This is a genomic window from Pseudarthrobacter naphthalenicus (assembly GCF_029076445.1).
GTDB classification, from domain to species: domain Bacteria; phylum Actinomycetota; class Actinomycetes; order Actinomycetales; family Micrococcaceae; genus Arthrobacter; species Arthrobacter naphthalenicus.
The window spans coordinates 102074-125812 of sequence record NZ_JARESG010000009.1 but is presented as its reverse complement, the minus strand read 5'-3'; the positions used below and the strand labels follow the sequence as shown (position 1 = coordinate 125812).

Genomic DNA, 23739 nt, shown 5'->3' with positions numbered 1-23739 from the left:
GTCGCCGTCGGCCCCTCCCCCCAGCCAAAGGGCTAGGGTGGGGAGCATGAGGGATGAGCATTACGGCACAGATGAAGCGGGCCAGGCGGAGATCTCTGCCCTCGACATAGCGGATTGGCGGCTCCGGACGTTCGCCCTGTACGAGACCGTGCGCAGAATCGCCGCCGATGACCCCGCCGAGGCCCATTCGCTGTGGCGCCATGAACGCGACCGCATGTTCGGGACGCACCCGGCGTCCGCCCTCACACCTGAGGCCAAGGAACAGTTTTCCGGCCTGAAGACGGCCGATTACGATCCTGTGTACCGCTTCTATGTGCCGCTGACTCCGGAAGGGGCCGGGCGGGAGATGACCGCCGAGACCACCACCGACGGTGTGATCCGGTTTATCCGGCTGGGCACCTTTGACCTTCCCGAGCTGGGCCAGCTCGGAGTGTGGAAGCTGCACGGGTACGGCGGCGGCATCTTCGTGCCGTTCCGGGACGCCACTGCCGGCCAGCCCGGCGGCACCTACGGCGCCGGAAGATACCTGCTGGATACCATCAAGGGCGCCTTCCATGGCGTGCATGGTTCCGGGCCCGGCGCAGAGTTCGTCCTGGACTTCAACTTCGCCTATAACCCGTCATGCGCGTACAACGATGCCTGGGCCTGCCCGCTGCCCGGCCCGTCCAACCGCCTTGCCGTGGAGATCCCGGTGGGCGAACTGTACTGAACCGCCGGCCGGGCAGTTGCCTGCCGGACAGCCGCCTGCCGGAGAGCCGCGCACCCGCGGGTAGGGCCGCCGTCGGACGTTTCACAGAGGACGTAGGATGTCTGCATGACTTCCAGCACCTTCCGCCGCCTTGCCCGCGTCCGCCCGCTCTCCCCCGCCACAGCCGGGGAACATTTCTTTGTGGCCAACGATGCCCGCGATTTCGATTCGCCGGCGGGCCGGTCCTGGACCGTGGTGGAATCCCCCTTCCCGGCATCCCCGGCAAACGCCGGCAGCCCGGCGCGGCCCGGCTGGGATACCGGCACTGCAGTGGACCAGGACTCCTTCACCTTCCTGGCGCCGTCCGTCCCTGCCAACGTGCTGGGCATGGCGCACAACACGGGCCAGGCCGGGCGTGACCTTCCGCCACAGGCCTTCCACAAGGCCGCCACCAGCGTCATCGGTCCTGGCGAGGCCATTGAACTGGGCTCCGCCGTCGGTTACGTGGACCCGGAGGCCGAACTGACCGTGGTCATGGGCCGAACCGTTCGCGGGCTGACGCTGGAAACCGCCCGAAGCGCCGTCCTGGGCTTCACCATAGGCAACGATGTCTCCGCTCGGGACCTGCAGAAGTCGGACGAACTGTGGATCAGCGCCAAGAGCCAGGACACTTTCACCCCCGTTGGCCCGTGGATTGTCACCGGACTCGACGACACGGACCTCGCCATCGGCATTGTCCACAACGGCACGGAACTCAAGCCCGCCAGCAGTGCCGACCTCGGCTGGAACGTGGACGAAATCCTGGTCTACCTCAGCTCGTTCATGACCCTGCATGCAGGAGATCTGGTCCTCACCGGCTTCCCCGCGGAATGTGCGCGGATCCAGCCGGGCGACACCGTGGTGTGCCGGGTGGAGGGCATCGGCGAACTCGCCAACCCCGTCAAAGCTGCGTCCTGGGAGGAAGCACGGGCCTGATGTGTCAGGCTTGACCCATGGAATCCCCTGCTGCGCCTGTCGCCCAGCTGACGCAGCAGCCCACCCGCCGGGCGCCGGCCACCAGGCACTATCCCGGAATCTTCAGGTTCCCGGCCGTGCGGCAGCTCATCCGCTTCACCGGTGTGGGCGTCATCTGCACTGCATCCTCGCTGGCGCTTTATGCGCTGTTGCGGCAGTGGATTGACCCCCAGCTCGCCAACGCGGCCGCACTGATCGTGACATCGGTCATGAACACGGCTCTGAACCGCCGCCTGACTTTTAAGATCACGTCCAGCCGGAAGCGGGCGCAGGACCACCTGAACGGGCTGATCCTCATTGCCATCGCGCTGGTCATCACCGGAGGAAGCCTGGGGGTCCTGCATGCGGTGCATCCGGGGGCCACGGTCGGCGACGAACTCTGGACCACCACCCTGTCCGGCTTTGTTGCCACGGCCGTGCGGTTCACCCTGCTGCGGCACTGGATCTTCCGCCGCGCCCGCCACATCTGACCCTCCCTCTCCCAACTAGGTAGCGCTATCTGTCGTTTTGAGGGCCCAAAACGTCAGATAGCGCTACCTAGTTGGGAAGGCGGGAGATTAACGGCGGCCGAGGGTCCGGACGCTTCCGACGGCGGCACCCACGGCGTCGGCGGCGGCTGCCAGTTCCTCGGCGGTCACCGAGGCCGTGAAGCTGAACCGCACCGCCGTCTGCGCCACCTCCGGCTCGTAGCCCATTGCGATCAGGACCGGTGAAGGCGCATCCGAACCCGCCGCACACGCTGAGCCGCTGGAACACACCACGCCCTGCCGCTCCAGTTCCAGCAGCACCGATTCGCCGCTGGTCCCAGGGAAACAGAACGAGGCCACCGACGGCAACCGCTCCGTGGGGTGCCCGGTGAGGACAGCTCCGGGAACGGAGCTGAGGACATCCCGGATGAAAACGTCCCGCAGCGCTGCCACGTGCTGTGCGGTTTGCCGCTGGGCGGACTGTGCCAGGGTCAGCGCTGTGGCCAGGCCAACGGCACCGGCCACGTTCTCCGTCCCGGACCGCCGGCCGCGTTCCTGGCCGCCGCCGTGGAGCAGCGGCTCGATCCGGGTCCGGCCGCGGACGTACAGGACGCCGCAGCCCTTCGGGGCCCCCAGTTTGTGGCCGGAAATGCTGAGGGCGTCCACACCGAGCGCCTTGACATCCAAGGGCAGCCAGCCAGCGGCCTGGACGGCGTCGGTGTGGAAGGGAATGCCCTGGGCGCGCGCCAGGTCAGCCAGTTCCGCAACCGGCTGGACGGTACCTACCTCGTTGTTGGCATACATGATGCTGACCAGCGCAGTCTCCGGCCGGAGCACGGCTGCGAGCGCCCGGGGCGTCACCAGCCCGGTGCCGTCCACCGGAACCACGTCCACGGTGAAGCCGTGGAACCGTTCCAGGTACCGCGCCGACTCCTCCACGGCGGGATGTTCGACGGCGCTGATCGCCACCCGGTTGAGCGTGGAATCCGCAGCCTGCCGGGCGAGTGCGATCCCCTTGACGGCCAGGTTGTCCGCTTCCGTGCCGCCGGAGGTGAAGGTGACCTCGCCGGGGCGGCAGCCGAGCACCCTGGCCACCGCAGCGCGGGCGTCCGCGAGCGCCGTGGCCGCGGCCTCGCCCAGGGTGTGGTGGCTTGAAGGGTTCCCGAACTCGCCGCTCAGGTACGGCCACATCGCGTCCAGTACCTCACGGCGGACGGGTGTGGTGGCGGCGGCGTCGAGGAAGATCATGGCCGGGTCAGCCGGCCCTAAGTTCGACGTCCAGGCCGAGGTCCAGGGCGGCGACGCTGTGGGTCAGGCCGCCGATGGAGATGACGTCCACACCCGCGGCGGCTATCTCCGCGACGGTTCCCAGGTTCACGTTGCCGCTGGCCTCCACGATGGCTCTCCCGTCCACCTGCTTCACTCCGGCCCGGAGTTCATCGATGGTGAAGTTGTCCAGCATGATGGTGTCCACCCCGGCGGCCAGCACCGGTTCGATCTGCTCGGCGCTGTCCACCTCCACCTCAAAGTGCGTGGTGTGCCCCAGCTGGGCTTTGGCCGCGGCCAGCAGGCCGGTCAGCTTGGCAGGGTCTCCCCCGGTCATGACAGCGAGGTGGTTGTCCTTGGCGAGGACTGCGTCGGAGAGGCTGTAGCGGTGGTTCGCTCCCCCGCCGCAGCGCACGGCATACCGTTCCAGGACGCGCAGTCCGGGGGTGGTCTTGCGGGTGTCCGTGATCCGCGCCTTGGTTCCGCCCACACGTTCCACGAACTCGGCCGTCATGGTGGCGATGGCGCTCATGCGCTGGACCAGGTTGAGCGCGACGCGTTCGGCGAGGAGGACGGAGCGGGCGCGGCCGGTGACGCGCGCCAGGTGCGTGCCGGCGTCGAACGCTTCACCGTCCGCGAGCAGCAGCTCCACGTCCGTGTCCGGGTCAACCAGCTGCATGGCGTCGCGGAACACGGTTCCGCCGCTGAACACGCCGGGGACCCGGGCGTTGAGCACGGCGGTGGCGCGGGCCTCGGCCGGGATCAGCAGCTGGGAGGTGATGTCGCCACTGGGCGCGTCCTCGGCAAACGCCCGTTCCAGGATGTCCCGGACGGGTGCTGCGGGGAGGGTCAGGCTGGTCATTGGACGAGGCTCGCTTTCCGGCTCATGGTGTAACGCTGGTCAAAAGGTTCGACGGCGGCCTCTGATGTCCCGCTGTCCCGGCGGTAGTGTGCGCCGAGGGACCCCCGCCGCTCCCGCGCCGCGTGCACCAACAGCTGGGCGGCCAACAAAAGATTGGCATCCTCATGCTCCCGGGCATCGAGCGAGTCGGGTGCCTGCAAAGGAACAACATCGGCAGCCCAGGCCCCCAGCACAGCCGACGCCTCCCGCAACAACGCCCCGTCCCGGATCACCCCGGCATGGGCAGTCATCAGCCGCCGAAGGTCCCCACGAGAAAACTCCCCGGCCGCAAACGACGTCTCAACCGGCCCAGGTGCCGGAACAGTCTCAAACAGCCAAGGACCGGACGCTGACGCATCATTGAACACCACCGGCAGTTCCGGAAGTTTCGGAGGCGCCGTTGTTGTCTGGGCTTCCCCCGCAACGTCGCCGGACAGCGGTGCGGAAGCGTGCGTCAAGGGGAGGCCGCCCGCGGCCGGGACAGCACGCGGAGCATCGGTGTCCCGCGGCGGTAGGTTACTGAGGAACCCCTCAACCGCCCGGCGCCCAAAGACAAGTCCCTCAAGCAAAGAGTTGCTGGCCAACCTATTAGCGCCCTGAACCCCGGTGCAGGCAACTTCGCCCGCAGCCAGCAGCCCGGGTACCGAGGTCCGGCCGTGGAGGTCGGTGACCACTCCACCCATCCAGTAGTGGGCGGCCGGTGCCACGGGCACGGGCTCGCGGGTCCAGTCGATGCCGGCCTCGCGCGTCCGGGCACTGAGGGTGGGAAAGCGCCTCGCGAGGAAGCCTTCGCCGCGCCGGGCCTCGATGGCGCACGCGTCGAGGAACACGTGGCCGTTGGGGTCGCCGAGTGCGGCGAGGTGCAGGGCGATGCTGCGGGAGACTACGTCCCGCGGGGCGAGTTCGGCGTCGGGGTGGTACGCGGGCATAAACCGTTCGCCGTTGGCGTCGACCAGGATGGCGCCTTCGCCGCGGACGGCTTCGGAGATCAGGAGGGGGTCGCTGGTGGTTCCTGCTCCGTGGCTGTCCGTTCCGCCGACGGCGGGCGGGACCATGCATGTGGGGTGGAACTGAAAGAACTCGAGGTCCGCCACGGCGGCCCCGGCACGCCAGGCAAGCGCCAGTCCGTCGGCGGTGGCCACGGCGGGATTGGTGGTCTGGGCGAACAGCCGGCCCGCTCCGCCGGTGGCCAGGAGGACGGCGTCGCCATGGACTGCCAGTTCCTTCCCGTCATGGAGGAAGTTGGCTCCCCGCATACGGCCCGCCCCCTGCAGCAGCGACGTCACCTGCGCGCCCCCGATGACCTGGATTCTCCCCGCGGTCCCGGCCGCCAGGACGGAGCGGATCAGCGCCCGGGCCACGCGCGCCCCGGTGGCGTCACCGCCGGCGTGCAGGATGCGCGGCGCGGAATGGGCCGCTTCGAGGCCCAGCGCGGGGTCGCCGTCGTCGTCCAGGTCAAAACGCACGCCGAAACGCTGCAGCCCGGCAATGTCGAAGCGGGCCTCGGTGCAGAGTACGCGGACGGCCGCTTCATTGCAGTGGCCGGACCCGGCCTTGAGCGTGTCCGCGATGTGCGCGGCCACGGTATCCCCGGGCGCCGGCTCGTCCAGGACGGCGGAGATGCCGCCCTGGGCGTAAAAGGTGTTGCTGTCCGCGAGCGCCGCCTTGGTCAGGAGCACCACGTCCGCGCCGGCCTCTGCGGCAAGCAGCGCGGCGTACAGTCCGGCGATGCCGCTCCCCACGACGATCAGCCGCCGGGGGCGCGGCCGCGGGGTCTGTTTCTCTGCTGTCATGGCAGGCTCGATTCGGTTTCCGGTGATGCGGCGGACTACAGGGGGCGGGCGGCGAGCATACGCTCGAGCGCAATTTTGGCGTTGTCCTGGACGGCATCGTCAACGGTGATGCGGTTGACGATTCGCCCTTCCACGAACTCCTCCAGCACCCAGGCGAGGTAGCCCGGGTGGATCCGGTACATCGTGGAGCAGGGGCAGATCACGGGGTCCAGGCAGAAAATGGTGTGCTGCGGATATTCGGCGGCGAGGCGGTTGACCATGTTGATCTCCGTGCCGATCGCGAACGTGGTGGGTTCGGTGGCCGCGGCGATGGCCTTCTTAATGAAGTCGGTGGAACCGGCCGAATCGGCGGCGTCCACCACCTCCATGGGGCACTCGGGGTGCACAATCACGTTCACGCCCGGGAACTCTGCGCGTGCCTTCTCGATCTGGCCCACGTTGAAGCGCTTGTGGACCGAGCAGAAGCCGTGCCACAGGATGACGCGGGAGTTCAGCAGGGCCTGTTCGTCGTTGCCGCCGAGTTCCTTGCGCGGGTTCCACATGGGCATCTGCTCCAGCGGCACGCCCATGGCCTTGGCCGTGTTGCGGCCCAGGTGCTGGTCAGGGAAGAACAGGACCCGCTGACCCCGTTCGAAGGCCCATTCCAAAACCAGCTTCGCGTTGGAGGAGGTGCAGACGATCCCGCCGTTGCGGCCGCAGAAAGCCTTCAGGGCTGCGGAGGAATTCATGTAGGTGACCGGAATGACCGGAACCCGCCCCTCGGCGTCGGCCTCGGTACCGAAGATCTCCTCCAGCTGTTCCCAGCACTCCTCCACGGAGTCCGTGTCCGCCATGTCCGCCATGGAACACCCGGCGGCGAGGTTGGGGAGGATGACGGCCTGCTCCGGCGTGGAAAGGATGTCCGCAGTCTCGGCCATGAAGTGCACGCCGCAGAAGATGATGGCCTCCGCGTCGGGCCTGGTGAGCGCGGCGTTCGCGAGCTGGAAGGAGTCACCCACGAAGTCTGCGTATTGGATGACCTCGTCGCGCTGGTAGAAGTGGCCCAGGACCACTGCACGGTCGCCGAGCTTTTCCTTGGCGGCGCGAATACGGACGTCAAGCTCGGCGTCACTGGCCAGTTTGTACTCCTCCGGCAGTTGGCCCTGCCGGGGGGCTGCGGCGGGGGCAACGTCCGCGCTGGACGCACCGGGGCCGTAGGCCGGAGCACCGGCGAGCGCCTCGGCAAGGTCGTATTCCCATGGGCCCTTGGCCAAGGCAGGGCTGCAGGTAGCCGTGGCTGTACCTGTGCCTATGCCTGCGGCGGTGCGGCGGGCGGCACCTGCTGCGGCGTCGGCCTGCTCGCGCGTGATCAGCTGGATGGCTGTGTTGACGCTGCTCATGGTGTGCTCCTGTTATCGGGGTCGAGGCCGGGGCGGCCGGTGAAGCGGTAGAGGCGTGGCGGCCGGTGTTTGCCGCCCTGGAGGTATTCGCCGGTCTCTTCGATCTCCGGCGTGGATTTGAGCTGGCGGCGGAAATTCGCCGGGTCCAGCCGGGTGTCGAGGACGGCTTCGTAAACTTCGCGAACCTGGGCAAGGGTGAAGTATTCGCCCAGGAAGTGGTAGGCCACCGAGCCGTAGGCCAGCTTGTTCCGCAGCCGCCGGAGCGCGTAGTCCACAATGGCGTTGTGGTCGAACGCGAGCTCGCCTACCTTGTCCGCGCGGAACCACTTCACGTTCTCCGATTCGTCGGCGAGGGCGGCTTCGGTGGGCTGCACCAACGCCCAGTAGACGATCGACACCACGCGCTGAGAAGGCGAGCGGTGCAGGCCGCCGAATGCGTAGAGCTGCTCCACGTAGCTCGGGGCCAGGCCAGTGGTCTCCTGCAGGTTCCGCGACGCCGCATCCTGGAGCGATTCGTTGTGCGCCAGGGGTCCGCCGGGGAGGGCCCACAGACCCTTGTACGGCTCACGGATCCGGCGGACCAGCGGAATCCACAGCGTGGGCCGGCCCGAGGACTCGCTCGGGCGCAGGGCGAAGATGACGGTGGAGATGGCAAGCAGCGGGGCCGCCGTGGCACGTTCGGAGACGTTGGCCGAACTCAGGTACATACCGGCTCACCCTCCGTCTCCTGCGCGCACCGGGCCGGCGGCCCGTGATCGAGTTAAAGTCATTTTGACTAGAACTGATTTTACGACCACTTTCCGCTGATTCCAAATGTTTCGCCGGACCGCGGGCCAAGGGGGTAAGTTCAAGAGGTCCCTTTTTGAGGGGACCCCTATCCCCAAGAAGGTTTACACGCATGACATCGAAGTCCACAGCAGCGCGGCCGGTATCCCACCTCGGTCACTCGATGAAACCCCGGCAGCTCACCATGATGGGCCTCGGCAGCGCCATCGGCGCAGGGCTGTTCCTGGGATCCGGGGCCGGCGTCCATGCGGCCGGACCCGCCGTGCTGGTGTCCTATCTGGTGGCTGGAACCCTGATCATCCTGGTCATGTGGGCCCTGGGCGAGATGGCGGCGGCAAACCCCAGCAGCGGGGCGTTTTCCGTCTACGCCGAAAAGGCCCTGGGCAAAACGGCAGGCGCCACCGTCGGCTGGCTGTGGTGGCTCCAGCTGGTGGTGGTCATCGCCGCCGAGGCCCTCGGTGCGGCAGGGCTGCTCTTTACCGTCTGGCCTGTCATCCCGGTCTGGGCCCTGGCGCTGATCTTTATGGTGGTCTTCACCGCCATCAACCTCACGGGAGTCCGGAACTTCGGCGAATTCGAGTTCTGGTTCGCCATCCTCAAAGTGCTCGCCATCGTCCTGTTCCTCGCCGTCGGGGCAGCGCTCCTGCTGGGCATCCTCCCCGACGTCGCGTCACCGGGACTGGCAAACATCACCTCCGACTTTGCCCCTGCCGGGCTGGGCGGCATCGCGACGGCGCTGTTCGTCGTGATCTTCGCCTTCGGCGGAACCGAAATCGTGGCCGTCGCGGCCGCGGAAACCGAAGATCCGGAGCACAGTGTGGGCCGGGCGGTGCGGACCGTCCTGTGGCGCATCCTCATCTTCTACATCGGCTCCGTCTTTGTTATTGCCGCCGTCCTTCCGGTCACCTCAAGCGGGCTGGCATCCCCCTTCGCGGGCGTGCTGGACGCCGCCCGGATCCCCGGCGCGGGCACGGCAATCACCCTGGTGGCCGTCGTCGCGCTTCTCTCCGCACTGAACGCGAACCTCTACGGCGCCTCCCGCATGGTGTACTCGCTTGCGGAGCGCGGCGAGGCGCCCGGCTTCCTGGCCCGCCTCAACGGCACCAGCGTGCCGGTGATTGCGGTGGGCGTGTCGGTGGCCTTCGGCTTCTTCGCCACAGTCCTGGAGTTGCTGATCCCGGACCGGATCCTGCCGGCCCTCTTCCAGCTTGTCGGATCCACCTGCCTGGTGGTCTGGGGCACGGCCCTGGTCTCACAGCTGATTCTGCGGCGCCGGGCCGACCGGGACGGGACCCGGCTGCCCCTGCGCATGAAGGGCTTCCCGGGCCTGACAGTGCTTGGTCTGGTATTGCTCGCGGTGATCTTCGCCGTCGGGTTCAGCGCCGAAAGCAGCCGGATCCAACTGCTGAGCACCTTCGCCCTGGTCACCTGCCTCGCCGCCGCCTGCTGGGTGGGTGCCCGGGTTGCCGCCCGCGCCCGCCGGCCCGAGTAGGTTGGGCGGGCGCTGACGCGGAAATCCGCTGTTGAAGAGCACGTTCCGCAGGCAGGTAAAGTGGTGCGAGGATGACGCACCGAAGCGCCGGGTCAGCCTGAGCGCCGTATTTGACGAGGACTGACATTATGAGCGGCAGGCACACCGGCGAAATGCATTCGCACACCGTGGAGGGCACCGACCCCCAGCTTTACGTTGAGGTGCATGATCCGGACGCCGATGCCGGGCTCCGGCCCGTCCTGCTGCTCCACGGGTTTTCTTCCTCCAGCAAGCTGAACTGGGAGGACACCGGCTGGATCGCGGCCTTCCGGGACGCCGGCCGGCGCGTGATTACCGTGGATCTGCCGGGCCACGGCCGCAGCGGCGCCCCGGAGGACCTGGATTCCTACTCGCCGAGCCGGATCCGCGCGGACCTGCTGCAGATAGTGTTCGACGCCGGTGTGCGGCCCGTGCACGAAGGTGACCCCGCCAGCGGGGTTGACGTCGTGGGCTATTCGCTGGGCTCGCGGCTGGCCTGGGAATTTGGCGCCACGCAGCCGGAACTGGTTCATCGGATGGTCCTGGGCGGACCGAACATCGCCGATCCCCTGGCCTCGTTCGACCTGATTGCGGCGCAGCGCTACCTGGCCGACGGCACGCCCATCGCGGACGAATCCACGGCCGGGCTGCTGAAGATGGCCATGCTCCTGCCCAGCAACAACATTTTCGCGTTACTTTCCCTGGTGGAGGCCATCAAGGCTGAACCCTTCGACCCGGCCGAAGCCGTGCCCCACATGCCCATGCTCCTGGTGGCCGGCGACAAGGACGAGCGGGCCGCCACCATGGCCCAGCTTGCCGAACTCGGCCTCCGGGCGGGCGCCATGACCGAACAGCTGGTGCTGCCCGGCCGGAACCACACCAACGCCATTACCAGCCGGGTCTTCAAACAGGGAGCCATCTCCTTCCTGGGGGTCTGAACGTTCTTGGGGTATGACCGCCTGACAGGTGTTTCTTAGCTCCCGCATAGGTTGCCCTGTTTGGATCGGCACATGCACGATCCACACAAGCTGCGCCCCCGCGGCGCCCCGGCTGCCAGGCGCCGCTCCCTGCTCCTGGCCGTCGCCGCGTTCCTCGCCGTTGCCCTGATCGCCGGCGTCTACACCCTGGCACATGCGGTGCCGTCGCCGGGCCGGGCAATGCGGGCTTCGGTCGGAGCTGATGCCGGGGCAGGTGCCGGCGTCATTGACGCCAGCCTCGGCAGCGCCATCGAAACCATCATCGCCGCCAACAGCCAGTACCAGGTTGGGGTGGCGCTGATGGATACCGCTGGCGGCCAGCTGCATCAGTACGGCGTGGAGGAACCGTTCGAGGCAGCGAGTACGGCCAAGGTCCTGACCGCTGCGGCGTACTACCGTCTGGTCGAGGATGGCTCGGCCTAGCTTGACGATGAACTGGGCGCCTACACCTCGGGATTCCAGCTCCGGTCCATGATCCAGGACAGCAATAATGATTCCTGGAGCCTGCTCATGCAGGCCGTGGGGCTGGCCGGGCTTTCAGCCTATGCGGCCTCCCTCGATATCGCGTACGACCCTGAAGTAAACACGCTCTCCACCTCGGACATGGCCCACCTTCTGGCGGAACTCTCCGAAGGCCGGCTCCTGAACGCCGAACACACGGAACAGCTGTTGTCCTACATGCAGGACACCAACGTTGAGGACCTCATTCCGGCAGCCGTCCCGTCCGGTGTGACCGTGTTCCATAAGTACGGGCTCCTCGACGGCGAACTTCATGATGCCGCCATCCTCTCGACATCCGCAGCGAGCTTCGTGCTGGTGGTTTACACCAAAGGCGGGGGCTTGGATGACGTTCCACAGCGGACGGCACTGATCCACGACATCACCACGGCCGTGACCGCCGCCCTCTTCTGAGTCCGGACCAACGCGGGACAGCCGTTCCCGCCGCGGCCGCAGAAGGTACGCTGGAAGCGGGGGCTAAAACAGCCGAAGAGGGGCCAATGAACACGCGTTTTGAAGACCGCACCGATGCCGGTGAGCGGCTGGCGTCGGTGCTGACGCAGTTCCGCGAACGCCCCGATGCCATAGTGCTGGGACTCGCCCGTGGCGGCATTCCGGTGGCGGCCGCAGCCGCCAAGGCCCTGTATCTTCCCCTGGGTGCCGTCCTGGTCAGGAAGCTCGGGATTCCGGGCCACGATGAAACTGCGTTCGGTGCCCTGGCGTGGTCCGGGGGGCGCATCGTGCGGCTGCTCAACCGTCACCTGATCGACCAGGTCCTTGAGCACGGCGTCCGCCAGGAGTGGCTGGATGTGGTGGAGGCCCGTGAGCGTGCCGAGCTCCTCCGCCGGGCGGAAACATATCCGGCGATCAGCCACGATCTCACCGGCAAGACAGTCCTCCTGGTCGACGACGGGCTGGCCACCGGGGCCACGATGCGCGCGGCCGTGGAAGCGGTCCGGTCCTCCGGCGCAGGAACTGTAGTGGCCGCAGCCCCCGTCGGATCAGTGGAGGCCTACACCGCCGTGTCCCAGGTTTGCGATGCGGTTTTTTGCCTGCACCTGCCGGGTAAATTCCGCGCCGTGGGAAGCTTCTACCGGCATTTTGAGCAATTGACCGATGAGGATGCCATCAGTTTCCTGCGTACCTAGTCCCGCGCCTCTTGGGGCCGATGGCTCCGCAGCAGGGCGGCAGTTGCCACGCCGAGCACCAAAAGGCAGGCCGCGGCAACAACCGGCACCACAAATGCAGCAGTATAGCCCTGCGTCTGGGCGAGCTGTCCGGCGAGGAACGCTCCCAGCGCCGTGCCCGCCACGATCCCGCTGGCCAGCGCGGTCATTACCGTCCCGAGTCGCTCAGCCGGGCCAACCATGCCGCCGATGGTGAACACGGAAACCATGACGGGCCCCACCGGCAGGCCAAGGACCAGCAGCACCGCCACCATGCCGCCCAGCGAGTCCGGCACCAGCAGCAACAGCGCGAGGCCCGCCATCAGTGCTGCGCTGACCACCCAGCGGGCTACGGGTTTGAAGCTCCGGGGCCAGTAGGCAACCGACAGGGCGGCAGCGGCCGAGCTTAACCCCATGACGGCATAGAGCAGCCCGGCAAGCTCGGACGTGGCGAAACTGGCGGAAAAAGAACTGAGGGCCGTCTGGGTGGACCCGAAAAAGGTGCCCATGGCCACCATGGCCAGGACGGGCAGGGCCACGGCAGCCGGAATCCTCGCTGCGCGGGCGCCGCCGCCCCGTTTCAACGGCACCGCCTTCTGGGTGGGGTGCACGGCAAACGCGGGAACCAGGGTAAGGGTCATCACCACGGCCAGGGCGAGGGGCAGCCACGGGGCAACCAGGCTGGCGAGGATGCCCACCAGCGCCGGGCCGAGGACAAACGTCAGCTCATCGGCCGTGCCCTCGTAGGACAACGCGGTGTCCAGGTCGCGGCCATTGTCTTTGCCGTTGTTGCGGGAGGTTAGCGCAATCCAGCGGACGCGGGCCAGCGGGCCGACCTGCGGACACGTTGCCCCCGCGAGGAAGGCCGCCACAACCTGCGCGGCGGGAAGGGCCCCTTCGGCCGCCAGCCAGGCCGCACCGAGCAGGCCCAGGACGGCCAAGGCGTTGAGCACTGCGGCCACCAGGAGGACCGGCCGCTGCCCGTGACGGTCTGCCAGGGCACCGAAAGCCGGAGCGCCCAGGGCAGCGCCGATCCCCACGGCACCGGCTGCCAGGCCACCGGCAGCATAGGAGCCGCTGGCGGAGGTGACCAGGGTGAGCGTGCCCACTGTGAGCATGGCGAGAGGCAGCCGGGCAAACAGGCCGAGCGGGATGAAACTGCGGCCGGCGAGGTGCGGCAGCCTGGCGAAGCGGCCGGCGGGCGGTGCGGCCAAACCGGCGGCGGGAGCCAGGGCAGCAGGGGCGGCCGGAACGGTAGGGGCCGGATCAGTGGCGCTACCGCAGGCCGCCGGAGAACTCGATGCAGTTGGCGACGCGGGTGCTTCCGCTGAAGCTGACAGGGAAGACAGAGGTGTTGGGTTCAAGATTCCGGGCTCGTTCAGTCATGCGCATCGTCCCTCCTCCCGATGCACGCAACCCGGTAACCATCCGATTATATCCGGATCACACCAGCACTTCGGCGGCATCGGAGATCCGGAGCGTGGAGCCGTTCCTTCCCTTCAGGACCTGGAGCTGCGTCCCGATGCGCTGCTTCATCTCCCCCACATGGCTGACGAGGCCCACCACGCGTCCGCCGTCGCGAAGGCCTTCCAGCGCATCCATGACCTGTTCCAGCGACTGCTCATCCAGGCTTCCGAAGCCTTCATCGACAAAGAGCGTGTCGATCTGAATGCCGCCGGATTCCTGCTGGACGACATCCGCCAGACCCAGGGCGAGGGAAAGTGAGGCCATGAAGGATTCACCGCCGGAGAGTGTGGCAGTGTCGCGGCGGTGCCCGGTCCACTGGTCAACCACCTCCAGGCCCAGCCCCGACTTTGCGCCGCGGGCGGCCCTGGCATCGGAATGCTGGAGCAGGTAACGGCCGTCGCTCATGGCCACGAGGCGCTCCGAGGCCGCCAGCGCCACCTGTTCCAGCCTTGCCGCAAGGACGTAACTGTTGAGGCTCATACGGTAGGTGTTCTCGCCTCGGCCGGCGGCGGTCTCGGCGAGCGCCGTAAGCAGCCGGGCCTGTTCCCTCGGCTCCCGTGCCGAGTCTGCGAGCTGCCGGTACTCGCTGCCGATCGTGGCCAGCGACTCGACGCAGCGTGCTGCCATCGCGGCGGCAAGGTCGGCGTCGCGGGCTGCCTGGCTGGCCTGGGCAGCCGCGGCCTTGAACCCGGCCAGCAGTTCATCGTTGACTGCCGGGCCGGCAGCCGCTTCCTGCACGGCCAGCACCAGCTCCTCGGACGCGAACAGTTCGGCAATCCGTGCCTGTTCGTCGTAGCCCGCCCGGACCTCGGCCTGCAACGCCGCTGCCTCAGCGGCTGCCAGCAATTGCGCCCTGGCTTCTTCGGCTGTGCCGAAACCGGCATCCGGCAATGCCCGTTCCAGTTCGAGGTGAGCTTCCTCGGCGCGGGCTTTTGCCTTCTCCAGCTGGTTCCGCGCCTCCTCGGCTTTCTCAAGCGTGGCTGCCGCCTCCTGCAGTGACCGCAGCCGGCGCGCCAGGCTGGGATGGCTGCCCCGGAGGCCGGAGAGGGCCTGGTCCAGGGACGCCAGATTCTCCGCCACCTCCACCGCCGCAGTGGTCGCCTGGGCAAGTTCGGCCGCAGCGGCGTGCCTGGCGTCCTCCGCCGCGGCAATGCGGGCGGCCACCGCCTCCATCCGCTGCCGGAGCTCTGTCACTTGATTCACGGCATGCCGGGACTGGTCAGCGGCCTGGCGGGCCGCCGCCACAGCCGCAGCGGCCTCGCTCTCGGGGGTGTCCCCGCCCTGGCCGGCCAGCACGGCCACCAGCTGGTTTGCGTCGCCCAGCGCCGTCCGGTCCGCTGCCAGCTTGGCCTCAGCCTCCTCGTTCGTGTGCTGCGCGGCCTCTTCAGCCTGGCTGAGCCCCAGTGCCGAGGCTGCTGCTTTTGCGGGTGCCGGATGCTCCTCGCTGCCGCAGACAGGGCAGGGCTGACCTTCCGCCAGCTGGGCCGCGAGTTCGGCGGCAGCGTTCGCAAGCCTTTCCTCACGGAGGTCCAGCCAGCGGGCCTTCGTTTCCAGTTGGAACTCCCGGGATGCCGAGTGGCGCTGAGCGGCAAGAGCCTGCGCCTTGACGGCCGCTTGATGCCTCCCGACGATGTCCAGCAGCTCTTCGGCAGCCGCTGCTTCCTTCGCGTGCAGCACTGCGGCGGAGGCCAAAACCTCCAAGGGCTGCAGTCCGGCCGTCAGCTCAAACTGCTCTGCGCGCAGGTTTCCAAGGAGCTCGCCCAGCTCAGCGTCGGTACGGCTGAGCTGCTGCTGCTGCGTGTCCAGGGACGTTCGCCTGGCGGCCAGCGAATGGAGGCGCTCCTCGTCCGGCAAACGCGCCTCAACCACTGCCAACAGTGACCGGATCCGGTTGAGCTCGCCCGCCACGTCGAGGGCCGCAGCGCCGTCCGCAACACCGTCCGCATCCATGGCGCTGAGGTCGAGCTGACCCAGTTCAGGGTCCTCGTCCGCGGCCAGCCGCAGGAGCGTGATGGCAGCTTCCAGAGCCCCCGCGGCATGCCGGACCTGGGTTTCACTGGACCTGACAGCCTGCAGCTGCCCGGTGAGTACCTCGGCACCGCGATGCCGCTCGAGCCTCGCGGCCTTCATTTCGAGGCCGGGCAGCTCCCCCTCGACAGCGGCCTTCCTTTCCCTGGCTGCGGCGAGCCGGCGCTGGCGATCGTGCCGGGCTGTCTCCGTTTCGAGCCGGGCTGACGCGAGTTCACTTGCTGCTGCCGCTGCCTCGGCGGCTGCAGTTAGCCCTGCGGCGCGACGGGCAACCGCCGCTTGGAGCCAGCCGATCCGGGCGCCTGGCTCCTCCGGAGCGGGTTCTCCGCCCCGCGGCTCCGGGGCTACGTGGTCGGCCGCCGCAGTTTCGGTGACCGAACCATCGGCCAGTGACGAAGCTTCGCTCTCCGCCCGGGATGCGAGCAACTCAAGGTCCCCGTTGAGCTTCGCGACATCGTTCCGCGCGGCCAGCGCCCGGGCACTCAGTTCCTGCTCCAGCGCTTCGAACCGCTGGGTCCCAAAAAGCTTTTGCAGCAGTTCAAGGCGATCACTCGCCTTGGACCTGAGGAAGGCGGCGAAGTCGCCTTGGGGCAGCATGACCACCCTGGTGAACTGCTCCCGGTCCATGCCCAACAGTGCCGTGATCTCGGCACCGGCTTCGTCATTACGCCCGGACCTGTCCGTCCACGCCCCGGCGATCCGTTCCCGCAACAATGTTTTGGCCTGCTGGGTAGTGAAGCCGTTCTTGCCGCGGGTGCTCGGTTTGTCCCATGCAGGTGACCTGGTCACTTCAAAATGCCGCCCCTGCGCGGAAAACTCGCACGTGACCGCGGGCTCCAGTGAAGGCTCGGCATGGTCACTGCGGAGCCTTTTGGCGTCCTGGCGGGCGCCCGGAACTGATCCGTACAGCGCAAAGCAGACCGCGTCCAGGACGCTGGTCTTGCCGGCCCCGGTGGGTCCGTTGAGGAGGAACAGGCCGTGGGCACTGAGCCTGTCAAAATCGATTTCCTCGGTGCCGGCAAACGGGCCGAACGCGGCGATGGAAAGGCGGTGAATCCTCACAGCGATGCCTCCCGGAGCCGCACATTGTCCAGCGCCGCGGTGAGCGCCAACTGCTCGGCCTCATCGGCGTCACGGCCGCGGACGTGGTCCAGGAAGCCGCAGCAGACGGCGAGGTCGTCCCGGGCCTCGGCAAGCCGGGTGCTGTAGTTTGCCGACGCCCTGGCGGTGCCGCCCTGCGGATCAAAACCCAGGACCAGGGTGTCCGGAAAGCGTGCCCGCAACCGCTCCATGGCCTGCCGGGGGCGCTGCGCGTCGGTCAGCGTGATCTGGCAGTAAGCGTCCTCGGCCCAGGTGTGATCCCCGGACTCAAGAAGTTCGTCGATGCTGCCGCGCAGGACAGCCAGCTTCCGCGGGGCCTCCCACGACAGTTCCGAGATGCCGGTGACGCCGTCCGGGCCGACGTCGATAATCCAGCTTCCCTTGACATGGTTGGCCTCGGAGAACGAGTAGGCCAGGGGCGAACCCGAATACCTGACTGTTGGGGACAAGGTCTGGCGTCCGTGCAGGTGGCCCAAAGCCGTGTAACTGAAGTCATCGAACAGATCCAGCGGGACCGCGCCCACTCCCCCGATGCTGAGGTCCCGCTCGCTGTCCGAGCTGATACCGCCACTGGCGAACGTATGGGCGAGGACCACCGAGTGGACCGGTCCCTGTGCGCTGCGCCGGGCCAGGTCCGCCCGGATTCGGTCTGTAGCGGCGCGCGTGACAGCAAAATGGCTGGCCGGCTCGGCACCGAGCTGATCCGCAACGAGCCGCGGCTCCAGCCACGGAATGCCGTAGATGGCCAGAACGGCGCCCTGAGTATCACCGTCCGGTTCCAAAGGCAGGATCAGGGGCTGGTCCAGGTCAGCCAGCCTGGTCCGCAGATGCACGCCGCCGCGTTCAAGCAGGCGGGAGGCGAAACCCAGCCGGATGGCGGAGTCGTGGTTGCCGCTGGTCAGGACCACAGTGGCGCCGGCCCCGCTCAGCCGGACCAGGGCGTCATCCAGCAGGCCCACAACGTCCACGCCGGGCAGTGCGCGGTCATAGACATCACCGGCGATCAGGACAACGTCAATCCCCTGCGCCGAGACAGCTGTGACGAGCTGATCGACGAATGCCCGCTGGGCGTCCAGCATTCCGACGCCGTGGAAGGACCGGCCCAAATGCCAGTCCGATGTGTGCAATAACCGCATATTCCTACGCTATCGGCTGCCACCGACAGTTTTGGCAACCGCCGCAGCAGACTGTCTCTGAGGGCTCCGCTGACGGGTCCGCGCCAGAGCTCCTAGCCGCGCTTTCCGTCGAAGAATTCCTGGGCCTCGTCCCGGCGGCCCCGGCTCTGCGCGGGGGCGGCAACAGGACCCTCGGCGTCGGAGAATTCAAGGTCGCGGGCCTCGGCGTCGGCAGCGTCAGCATCGTCAGGACCGGCAGCATCAAGGGCGTCGCTGTCAGCCACCGCAGCGGCCGGAGCATCCCCTGCGGCGAAACCGCGGAAAACCAGGCCGGCGATCCCGGCACCCACAAGCGGCGCAACCCAGAACAGCCACAGCTGCTCAAGGGACCAGCTGGAGCTGAACACTGCGGAGGCGGTGGCCCGGGCCGGGTTGAAGGGGGCGTTGCCCACGGACAGGCCAAGCTGCAGCAACACCGCAAAGGCCAGGCCCACGGCAACGGCTGCGGCCGGTTTGTTGAGGTTATTGCGGGCCGTCGTGCCCAGGAACACGGCCACCAGGATGGCCGCTCCGAGTACTTCGAGCAGGAGGACGGCGGCCATGGGCGCCTGGATGATCGAGTGCTCACCAAAGCCGGCAGTCACGGTGTCGAACGCGGTCCTGCTGTCCTGGATGCCCGGCAAGGTACGAAGGATGCCAAACAGCGCCAGGGCGCCGAGCATCGCCCCCACCAGCTGGGCGGCGATGTACGCTGCCGCGTCGACGGGGCGGATCCGCCCCGCGACGGCGTGACCCACCGTCACGGCCGGGTTGAAATGGCCGCCTGAGACGTACCCAAAGGCGAGCATGGCCGCCGTCACGGCGAGGCCGGCTGCGAGCGCTGCGGGCAGCGGGCTGGACTGCGGAATGGAGAACAGCGGCACGCCCAGGCCGGCCACCACGATGAAGAGGCTGCCGAAAGCTTCCGCGGACAGCCTGGCGACCAGCCCGGGCCGGGCATCGGCACTGTTGCCTGCTGCCGGCCCGGAGGCGGAATCATGGTGGACGGGAACAGGCGTGGTCATGGCGTGGAGTCCTAATCGTTGGGGGCGTCGGTTCGCGGCGAAGTCTCGCTGCCGCGGGGAGTTACCGCCTCGGCCTCTGCATTGTGCCAAGGATTTCTGGGCATTGGCTGAGTCTGAGCTTAGTGGATGGACCGTCGGCGCCGGGGGCATTCAGCTTACAGGGCACGGTAAATTGGCTTCCATGAGCATTGATCCGGGCGCCGGCGCGCCCTCGCTGAAGTCCCGCATCCACGGCTGCCTGCTGGGCGGTGCACTGGGAGACTCGCTGGGTTACGCCGTGGAGTTTGACTCCATCGAAGCGATCCGCGGCCGCTTCGGCCCCGCCGGCGTGACGGATCTTGCCATGCTCCGCGGCGGAAGCCATTTTTCGGACGACACCCAAATGACGCTGTACACGGTGGACGGCCTGGTGGAAGCACTGGAGTGGGCCAACGACGGCGTGGGGGCCGATGTCAACGCCTGCCTGTGGCTGGCGTACCTGCGGTGGCTGGATACCCAGGACGTGCCGGTGCCCTCGTCCGCGCCGATGCAGCCGAAGCGCTGGATCGACGGCAACGAGGTCCTCCGGCACCGCCGTGCGCCCGGCAACGCCTGCATCAGCGGGCTGTCCGGCGGCGAGATGGGAACGGTGTACCGGCCGGTGAACCCGGACTCGAAGGGCTGCGGTACCGTGATGCGCTCAGCGCCCTTCGGCCTGATTCCGCACATAAGGCCCGACGCCGTCTATAAGCTGAGTGCCGATGCCGCCTCCCTGACCCACGGCCATCCGTCCGCGCGGCAGAGTGCCGGGAGTTTCAGCCTCCTCATCCACCGCCTCGTGTCCGGGGAGAGCCTGCAGGGTGCCGCGGCAGCGGTGCTGGCGGAGGCCCGCGGCGTGAAGGATGTGGCCGCCGAACTTCCGGAGCGCCTCGAAGCGGCCATCCGGTGGGCGGAGTCCGGGGTGCTCACGCCCGAGGAACTGGTGCGGGAACTGGGCGAGGGCTGGGTCGCGGAGGAAGCGTTCGCCGTCGGGCTTTATGCGGTCCTGGCCACCGCGCCCGCCGGAAGCTCCGCGGCACAGCCCGCGGACCATTTCCGGGCGGCCATCTCACTGGCAGTGAACCACAGCGGGGACAGCGATTCCACCGGTTCCATTGCCGGCAACATCCTCGGCGCCTATTACGGCGAGGCCGCCCTGCCCGGGGAATGGCTCGAAGCGCTCGAGGCACCTGAGGTCATCCGCGGCATGGCCGATCTGCTGGTGGGGGTCACGACCGCCTGAGCGCCAGGTTATTGCAGGCCTCGCAAACATCTTCCGGGATCAGGCCGCGGCGCTGCAGGAATCCGAAGATCACACAGCCCAGGCAAAAGCCGGCGAAAGCCTCAAGGGAGGCAGCCGCGATCAGCACCGCCAGCACAATCCAGGCGGCGGGGGCGGCGCCGGCGGCGAACAGGATCAGCGCCGCAGTGGACACCGCAGTGCCGATGCCCTGCGCAAAACGCTTGGGTGGCCCGGGCACCAGGCGGGCCCGGCCCAGCCGCGGCGCGAGGACCTTCACGGACAGCAGGGCCAGCGGCGAAAAACGCGGGCCGAAGAGCACCCTCAGCCAGAACCCGGCAGCGACCAGGACGAGCCCCCAGCCGGAACCCGTCAGCAACGTGACACCGGCGAGGAACACCACCAGGCCTGCGGTAGTCCGGGCCGCGTACTCATTGACGGGATTGGGGAAGGCAAACACGGCGGACCAGTTGATACCGCGTCGTGAACCGCTCATCAGTTTGCTCATCCTGCAAGGCTAGAATCCGGCAGGACGGCTGGAAAGATTTGTTGCGCCGCATGAACAGGGCGGGTGTCTTGAGACGGCGCGCCTTTAGACGGCCGCAGCGCCGGCGTAGCCGCCCACCATCTGCAGGAACTCCCCTTCCGAGAGCACCTCGATGGGCTGGCCCCGGTCATGCAGCTCCAGGACCCGCCGCGCCTTGCCCGTGAGCCGACCGGACCTCAGGTCCGAGGCCACAAACCCGTCGCCCACCACCAGCACGGTTGTGCGTGCGGTCACGCGGCTTTCCGGCCGGGCACCCAGCTCGGCCGAACGCACTTTGGCCTCAGGCCGGGCCATGGCCAGCTGGCCGGTGAAGACCACCGTCTGGCCGTACAGCGGGTGGGACTGCTCGGCGTCGGCGTTGGGGAGGGGGTTGGCTCCCTCTTCCGGCCAGCCCGCCATAAAGGGACGCACAGGCGCCCCAGCGCCGCCCGCGGCGGCCGAGAGGGCGGCGAGGCTGGCTTTGGACAGGAGGTCCCTGGCCGGGTCGAAGGCGTCCTGGCGCGGCAGTTCCAAGCCCAGTGAGAGGTACAGTTCGGCAATGCTGTTGGCGTTGTTCCGGGCAGCGATGTCGATCAGGATGCCGGCGCACGCGCGGGCATCCTCGGCGGCATCGTGGTGGTTGACCAGCGGCACGCCGGCTTCCTCGGCCGCGAACGGCAGGGAATTGGACACCAGGGAATAACAGCGCCGGGACAGCATCACCGTGCAGACATAGTCGTAGGCGGGTCCGGGCAGGCCCGAGACTTCGAGCCCGGACCGGATCACGCCAAGGTCGAAGGCGGCGTTGTGGGCCGCCAGGACGTCGCCGCCAATGAAGGCGCCAATCTCGGGGAACAATTCGCCGAAGCGGGGCAGCCCGGCCACGTCCTCGGAACGGATGCCGTGGATGCGGACATTGTGGTATTCAAAGTGGTCGTGGTTGGCCGGTGGCCGCATCAGCCAGGACGCCTCGTCCACAACACGGCCGCCACGTACCTTCGTCAGCCCCACCGCGCACGGCGAGCCCCGGAAGCCGTTCGCAGTTTCGAAGTCGATCGCCGTAAAGTCCAGTCCCACGGCCCACACTTTACCGCCGGACCGGGCCGTTCCCGTGTCACCCGGACGGCCCTGTCGCGGATATCACGTGGCTGCCGGGAGCGCCGTCACCCCTGTCAAGTACCCTAGGGAGGTGAACTTTCATGCAATCACCGACCTTGCCGTGCCCATGCTGGGCGGCGCAGGACCCATCCAGCCGCAGCTGGCTTCATTCCTGCCCGACTGGCTGAACCCCGACGTCTTCCTGCGGGACTCCCCGCTCGGACCGTGGGTCGTCCTGGTGGTCTGCGCCATAGTCTTCTCCGAAACCGGCCTGCTGGTGGGCTTCTTTCTGCCCGGCGACTCCATGCTGTTCACCGCCGGCCTGCTCGTGGCCACCGGCGCCATCAACTTCAACCTGTGGGCCATGTGCGGGCTGATCATCGTGGCGGCCATCCTGGGCAACCAGACCGGTTACCTCATCGGGTCCAAGGCCGGACCCGCGATCTTCAACAAGCCCGACTCCAGGCTGTTCAAACGCGAGAATGTGGAGAGCGCCCACGCGTTCTTCGAGAAGCACGGCGGCAAAGCGCTGATCCTGGCCCGCTTCGTCCCCATCATCCGGACCTTCGTTCCTGTCATCGTGGGCGTGGCCCAGATGGATAAGCGCAAGTTCTTCCTCTACAACGTCATCGGGGCGGTGCTGTGGGGCGGTGGCGTCACGCTGCTGGGCGCCTGGCTGGGCCAGTTCAGCTGGGTCGGCAACAACATCGACATCATCTTCATTGCCATCGTGCTCGTCTCCGTGATCCCGATCGGCATCGAGGTTCTCCGGGGCATGTCAGCGAAGCGCCAGGCGGCCCACTTCGGCACGGACGCCGTGGACGAATTCATCGAGGAGCACGAGCCCCAGGAGGAGCGCAAGACCAACCTGGACTAGGCCCGGCACAATCTGCGTACCAGCTCCGCGGGATAACGAAGGGAGCCACACTTGTGTGGCTCCCTTCGTCGTCCCGTGCGGGGAGCGGCCGGGCCGCTACTGCCGCGCCAGGGCCTCAACGATGGCCGGCAGGAGCGCCCGGAAGGCCTTGCCCCGGTGGCTGATGGCGTTTTTCTCTTCCGGCAGGAGCTCGGCGCAGCTGCGGTCCTCGCCAACGGGCTGCAGCACGGGGTCGTAACCGAAGCCGCCCTCGCCCCGTGGTTCGCGCAGCAGGAAACCCTCCAGCTGGCCGTACTCCACCACTTCCTGGCCGGCGCCGTCCGGGGACGGAACAGCCAGCGCGGCCGCGCAGACGAACGCCGCACCGCGGTGCGGGTCCGGCACATCAGAGAGCTGGTCCAGCAGGAGCCTGAGGTTGGCGGCGTCGTCGCCGTGCCGCCCGGCCCACCGTGCCGAAAAAATTCCCGGTGCCCCGCCCAGGACATCCACGGCCAGGCCGGAATCGTCGGCAATGGCCACCAGCCCGGTGGCCGCCGCTACGGCCCTGGCCTTCAGGAGGGAATTTTCGGCGAACGTCACGCCGGTTTCGGCGACGTCCGGGGCACCGGCTGCGGCGGCGTCCACCACCTGGGTGTCGACGTCGAGCCCTGGCACCTGCCCGCGCAGGAGTTCGCGGAGCTCCCGGAGTTTGCCCTTGTTGTGGGTGGCGAGCACCAGCCGCGGCACCATGCCTTCGGGCACCGATCCGTCAGGCCCTGTC

At 68.0% G+C, this 23739-nt stretch carries 22 protein-coding genes; 10 read left to right on the top strand and 12 right to left on the bottom strand.

All coding sequences use genetic code 11. The features are described 5' to 3' along the window. The first annotated feature begins 46 nt into the window (after positions 1 to 46). From PY310_RS11010 to PY310_RS11000, 3 genes are all read left to right on the top strand, one after another. Positions 47 to 709: a DUF1684 domain-containing protein gene (locus tag PY310_RS11010; RefSeq protein ID WP_275214418.1), complete on the top strand. Its 663-nt coding sequence runs from the start codon at positions 47 to 49 to the stop codon at positions 707 to 709. A gap of 105 nt (positions 710 to 814) precedes the next feature. Further along, the gene (locus PY310_RS11005; protein ID WP_275214417.1) at positions 815 to 1663 is read left to right on the top strand and encodes a fumarylacetoacetate hydrolase family protein; all 849 of its coding nucleotides are present in this window, start codon (positions 815 to 817) and stop codon (positions 1661 to 1663) included. A gap of 17 nt (positions 1664 to 1680) precedes the next feature. Further along, the gene (locus PY310_RS11000) at positions 1681 to 2172 is read left to right on the top strand and encodes a GtrA family protein (protein ID WP_275214416.1); all 492 of its coding nucleotides are present in this window, start codon (positions 1681 to 1683) and stop codon (positions 2170 to 2172) included. 87 nt (positions 2173 to 2259) lie between these two features. Here PY310_RS11000 and PY310_RS10995 read toward each other — a convergent pair whose 3' ends face one another. Genes PY310_RS10995 through PY310_RS10975 form a run of 5 tightly spaced genes read right to left on the bottom strand, consistent with a single transcriptional unit; the run spans position 2260 to position 8215 of the window. After that, entirely contained in the window at positions 2260 to 3417 is a 1158-nt protein-coding gene (locus PY310_RS10995) for a cysteine desulfurase family protein (RefSeq protein WP_275214415.1), read from the bottom strand. 7 nt (positions 3418 to 3424) lie between these two features. Continuing rightward, a complete protein-coding gene (gene nadC, locus PY310_RS10990) occupies positions 3425 to 4297 on the bottom strand; it encodes a carboxylating nicotinate-nucleotide diphosphorylase (RefSeq protein WP_275214414.1) in 873 nt (290 codons plus the stop codon). Next, positions 4294 to 6129: an L-aspartate oxidase gene (locus tag PY310_RS10985; protein ID WP_275214413.1), complete on the bottom strand. Its 1836-nt coding sequence runs from the start codon at positions 6127 to 6129 to the stop codon at positions 4294 to 4296. Before PY310_RS10985 ends, nadC begins: the two co-directional genes overlap by 4 nt. A gap of 35 nt (positions 6130 to 6164) precedes the next feature. Beyond that, positions 6165 to 7508: a quinolinate synthase NadA gene (gene nadA, locus PY310_RS10980; protein ID WP_275214412.1), complete on the bottom strand. Its 1344-nt coding sequence runs from the start codon at positions 7506 to 7508 to the stop codon at positions 6165 to 6167. Further along, positions 7505 to 8215, bottom strand: coding sequence for an NUDIX hydrolase (locus PY310_RS10975; RefSeq protein ID WP_275214411.1), 711 nt, complete (start codon positions 8213 to 8215; stop codon positions 7505 to 7507). Before PY310_RS10975 ends, nadA begins: the two co-directional genes overlap by 4 nt. Before the next feature lie 191 nt (positions 8216 to 8406). Here PY310_RS10975 and PY310_RS10970 point away from each other — a divergent pair, with 191 nt between their 5' ends. From PY310_RS10970 to PY310_RS10950, 5 genes are all read left to right on the top strand, one after another. Next, entirely contained in the window at positions 8407 to 9786 is a 1380-nt protein-coding gene (locus PY310_RS10970; RefSeq protein ID WP_275214410.1) for an amino acid permease, read from the top strand. A gap of 128 nt (positions 9787 to 9914) precedes the next feature. Beyond that, positions 9915 to 10742, top strand: coding sequence for an alpha/beta fold hydrolase (locus PY310_RS10965; protein ID WP_275214409.1), 828 nt, complete (start codon positions 9915 to 9917; stop codon positions 10740 to 10742). A gap of 72 nt (positions 10743 to 10814) precedes the next feature. Next, a complete protein-coding gene (locus PY310_RS10960) occupies positions 10815 to 11204 on the top strand; it encodes a serine hydrolase (protein ID WP_275214408.1) in 390 nt (129 codons plus the stop codon). Positions 11205 to 11252: 48 nt separating this feature from the next. Next, positions 11253 to 11693 (top strand): serine hydrolase, encoded by a 441-nt coding sequence (locus PY310_RS10955; protein ID WP_342755741.1) that lies wholly within the window; start codon positions 11253 to 11255, stop codon positions 11691 to 11693. Positions 11694 to 11779: 86 nt separating this feature from the next. Continuing rightward, the gene (locus tag PY310_RS10950) at positions 11780 to 12427 is read left to right on the top strand and encodes a phosphoribosyltransferase (RefSeq protein WP_275214407.1); all 648 of its coding nucleotides are present in this window, start codon (positions 11780 to 11782) and stop codon (positions 12425 to 12427) included. Here the strand turns inward: PY310_RS10950 and PY310_RS10945 are convergent. The 4 genes from PY310_RS10945 to PY310_RS10930 all read right to left on the bottom strand — a co-directional run bounded on the left by PY310_RS10945 (position 12424) and on the right by PY310_RS10930 (position 19220). Further along, positions 12424 to 13659: an MFS transporter gene (locus PY310_RS10945; protein ID WP_275214406.1), complete on the bottom strand. Its 1236-nt coding sequence runs from the start codon at positions 13657 to 13659 to the stop codon at positions 12424 to 12426. The genes PY310_RS10950 and PY310_RS10945 overlap by 4 nt on opposite strands. 229 nt (positions 13660 to 13888) lie before the next feature. Further along, a complete protein-coding gene (locus PY310_RS10940) occupies positions 13889 to 17002 on the bottom strand; it encodes an AAA family ATPase (RefSeq protein ID WP_275214405.1) in 3114 nt (1037 codons plus the stop codon). After that, positions 16999 to 18177: an exonuclease SbcCD subunit D gene (locus tag PY310_RS10935; RefSeq protein WP_275214404.1), complete on the bottom strand. Its 1179-nt coding sequence runs from the start codon at positions 18175 to 18177 to the stop codon at positions 16999 to 17001. Before PY310_RS10935 ends, PY310_RS10940 begins: the two co-directional genes overlap by 4 nt. A gap of 92 nt (positions 18178 to 18269) precedes the next feature. After that, the gene (locus PY310_RS10930) at positions 18270 to 19220 is read right to left on the bottom strand and encodes an MIP/aquaporin family protein (RefSeq protein WP_275214403.1); all 951 of its coding nucleotides are present in this window, start codon (positions 19218 to 19220) and stop codon (positions 18270 to 18272) included. Positions 19221 to 19401: 181 nt separating this feature from the next. Here PY310_RS10930 and PY310_RS10925 point away from each other — a divergent pair, with 181 nt between their 5' ends. After that, positions 19402 to 20481, top strand: coding sequence for an ADP-ribosylglycohydrolase family protein (locus tag PY310_RS10925; protein ID WP_275214402.1), 1080 nt, complete (start codon positions 19402 to 19404; stop codon positions 20479 to 20481). Here PY310_RS10925 and PY310_RS10920 read toward each other — a convergent pair. Further along, entirely contained in the window at positions 20468 to 20986 is a 519-nt protein-coding gene (locus PY310_RS10920; protein ID WP_275214401.1) for a DUF4395 domain-containing protein, read from the bottom strand. The genes PY310_RS10925 and PY310_RS10920 overlap by 14 nt on opposite strands. Before the next feature lie 84 nt (positions 20987 to 21070). After that, positions 21071 to 22081, bottom strand: coding sequence for a 3'-5' exonuclease (locus PY310_RS10915; protein WP_275214400.1), 1011 nt, complete (start codon positions 22079 to 22081; stop codon positions 21071 to 21073). 127 nt (positions 22082 to 22208) lie between these two features. On the opposite strand from PY310_RS10915, the gene PY310_RS10910 reads away from it, so the two are divergent. Continuing rightward, a complete protein-coding gene (locus PY310_RS10910) occupies positions 22209 to 22979 on the top strand; it encodes a VTT domain-containing protein (protein WP_320538336.1) in 771 nt (256 codons plus the stop codon). Positions 22980 to 23075: 96 nt separating this feature from the next. Here PY310_RS10910 and rdgB read toward each other — a convergent pair whose 3' ends face one another. Further along, entirely contained in the window at positions 23076 to 23708 is a 633-nt protein-coding gene (gene rdgB / locus PY310_RS10905) for an RdgB/HAM1 family non-canonical purine NTP pyrophosphatase (protein WP_275214465.1), read from the bottom strand. Positions 23709 to 23739: the final 31 nt, after the last annotated feature.

Excerpts from the sequence above, each read along its gene's own strand:
- PY310_RS11010 (WP_275214418.1), top strand. The coding sequence starts at position 47 with ATGAGGGATGAGCATTACGGCACAGATGAAGCGGGCCAGGCGGAGATC.
- PY310_RS11005 (WP_275214417.1), top strand. The coding sequence starts at position 815 with ATGACTTCCAGCACCTTCCGCCGCCTTGCCCGCGTCCGCCCGCTCTCC.
- PY310_RS11000 (WP_275214416.1), top strand. The coding sequence starts at position 1,681 with ATGGAATCCCCTGCTGCGCCTGTCGCCCAGCTGACGCAGCAGCCCACC.
- PY310_RS10995 (WP_275214415.1), bottom strand. The coding sequence starts at position 3,417 with ATGATCTTCCTCGACGCCGCCGCCACCACACCCGTCCGCCGTGAGGTA.
- nadC (WP_275214414.1), bottom strand. The coding sequence starts at position 4,297 with ATGACCAGCCTGACCCTCCCCGCAGCACCCGTCCGGGACATCCTGGAA.
- PY310_RS10985 (WP_275214413.1), bottom strand. The coding sequence starts at position 6,129 with ATGACAGCAGAGAAACAGACCCCGCGGCCGCGCCCCCGGCGGCTGATC.
- nadA (WP_275214412.1), bottom strand. The coding sequence starts at position 7,508 with ATGAGCAGCGTCAACACAGCCATCCAGCTGATCACGCGCGAGCAGGCC.
- PY310_RS10975 (WP_275214411.1), bottom strand. The coding sequence starts at position 8,215 with ATGTACCTGAGTTCGGCCAACGTCTCCGAACGTGCCACGGCGGCCCCG.
- PY310_RS10970 (WP_275214410.1), top strand. The coding sequence starts at position 8,407 with ATGACATCGAAGTCCACAGCAGCGCGGCCGGTATCCCACCTCGGTCAC.
- PY310_RS10965 (WP_275214409.1), top strand. The coding sequence starts at position 9,915 with ATGAGCGGCAGGCACACCGGCGAAATGCATTCGCACACCGTGGAGGGC.
- PY310_RS10960 (WP_275214408.1), top strand. The coding sequence starts at position 10,815 with ATGCACGATCCACACAAGCTGCGCCCCCGCGGCGCCCCGGCTGCCAGG.
- PY310_RS10955 (WP_342755741.1), top strand. The coding sequence starts at position 11,253 with ATGATCCAGGACAGCAATAATGATTCCTGGAGCCTGCTCATGCAGGCC.
- PY310_RS10950 (WP_275214407.1), top strand. The coding sequence starts at position 11,780 with ATGAACACGCGTTTTGAAGACCGCACCGATGCCGGTGAGCGGCTGGCG.
- PY310_RS10935 (WP_275214404.1), bottom strand. The coding sequence starts at position 18,177 with ATGCGGTTATTGCACACATCGGACTGGCATTTGGGCCGGTCCTTCCAC.
- PY310_RS10930 (WP_275214403.1), bottom strand. The coding sequence starts at position 19,220 with ATGACCACGCCTGTTCCCGTCCACCATGATTCCGCCTCCGGGCCGGCA.
- PY310_RS10925 (WP_275214402.1), top strand. The coding sequence starts at position 19,402 with ATGAGCATTGATCCGGGCGCCGGCGCGCCCTCGCTGAAGTCCCGCATC.
- PY310_RS10920 (WP_275214401.1), bottom strand. The coding sequence starts at position 20,986 with ATGAGCAAACTGATGAGCGGTTCACGACGCGGTATCAACTGGTCCGCC.
- rdgB (WP_275214465.1), bottom strand. The coding sequence starts at position 23,708 with ATGGTGCCGCGGCTGGTGCTCGCCACCCACAACAAGGGCAAACTCCGG.